Consider the following 1,317-nt stretch of genomic DNA (forward strand, 5'->3'; position numbering starts at 1 on the left):
CAGCCCGATCTACGGCATGCCGGTGCTCAACGTCGACCAGGCCAAGAATGTCATCGTGCTCAAGCGCTCGATGAACTCCGGCTTCGCCGGCATCGACAACCCGCTGTTCTACGCCGATCACACCTCCATGCTGTTCGGCGACGCGAAGAAGTCCGTCGGCGCCGTCACCGAGGAACTGAAAGCGCTGTAGGGCAGGCTGTTTCGCCGCGAGCGTCCCTCCGCCGAACCCGGCGGAGGGACGCTTCGTCGTTTATTGGCTGGACACGGCCGGTCCATAACCCTGATCATGCTCCGAGTGTCACGTAATGAGCCTCTTCGGTTGATCGACCCGAGTGCGCCCTCGGCCGATCTCGCCGAGCGGCTGCCGTGGGCCGTCACGGTCGACTCCGCCTACTCCACCCGCGACGCGATCGACGCCCTCGCGGTGAGCCCGTTCCTGCGCGGCGACCAACCGCACGCGCACATCGCGCGTTTCGAGCGGGTGAACCCCGACGCGCCGCTGCGTCCGGAGCACGGCCGGGTGGTGCGCACGGTGCGGGAGGAGGACAGCGCCGCGACGCTGGTGGTCGGCGCGGGCTGGTCGCTGCGGGCGGTCCGCTGGTCGGGTGGGTCGGCGATGGTCGAGGTCACCGCCGAGACCGACGAGCTGGCCGCCGCGGTGCTCGCCGAGGCGATCAAGGGCGCGGCCGCGCAGCCCGAGGCGGGCGAGACGATCGAGATGGGCTTCTGGCACATGGGCGGCCACGGTCCGCAGCGCCGGGGCCACACCATCTCGGCGCCGGAGTGGCCGTCGATCCGCGGCAACTATCCGGGCGAGGTCGCGGGGGCCATGGACCGGCTGATGGCCTTGACCGCCGCCGATGTGCGCGGCCGCCTGGTGTTGCTGCACGGGCCGCCCGGCACCGGCAAGACCACCGCGCTGCGGGCGCTGGCGCGCGCGTGGGCGCCGTGGTGTCAATTCGACTGCGTGCTGGACCCCGAGGTGATGTTCGGCAAGCCCGGCTACCTGATGGACGTCGCGGCGGGCATCGACGGCGACGAGGAGACCAAGCGCTGGCGCATGCTGGTGCTCGAGGACTGCGACGAGCTGATCCGCGGCGAGGCGAAAGAGACGGCGGGCCAGGGCCTTTCGCGGCTGCTCAACCTGACCGACGGCATGCTCGGCCAGGGCAGGGACGTGCTGGTAGCGATCACCACCAACGAGGACCTGTCCCGGCTGCACCCCGCGGTCACCAGGCCGGGCCGCTGCCTGGCCCAGCTCGAGGTCGGCCGGTTGTCGCCGGCGGAGTCCGCGGCCTGGCTCGCCAGGGAGCGCCG

2 protein-coding genes are annotated in these 1,317 nt (G+C 71.3%); both read left to right on the forward strand.

Annotation, left to right across the window (positions count from 1 at the left end; all coding sequences use genetic code 11):
- Positions 1 to 190 (forward strand): NAD(P)(+) transhydrogenase (Re/Si-specific) subunit beta (locus ON39_RS06460; RefSeq protein WP_040732251.1); only part of this gene is annotated, 190 nt, incomplete at its 5' end.
- 129 nt (positions 191 to 319) lie between these two features.
- Positions 320 to 1,317: DUF5925 domain-containing protein (locus ON39_RS06465; RefSeq protein WP_051186355.1), on the forward strand; the 998-nt coding region annotated here is incomplete at its 3' end.

Origin of the sequence: Nocardia tenerifensis NBRC 101015, from assembly GCF_000308715.1 — a bacterium.
GTDB lineage: Bacteria > Actinomycetota > Actinomycetes > Mycobacteriales > Mycobacteriaceae > Nocardia > Nocardia tenerifensis.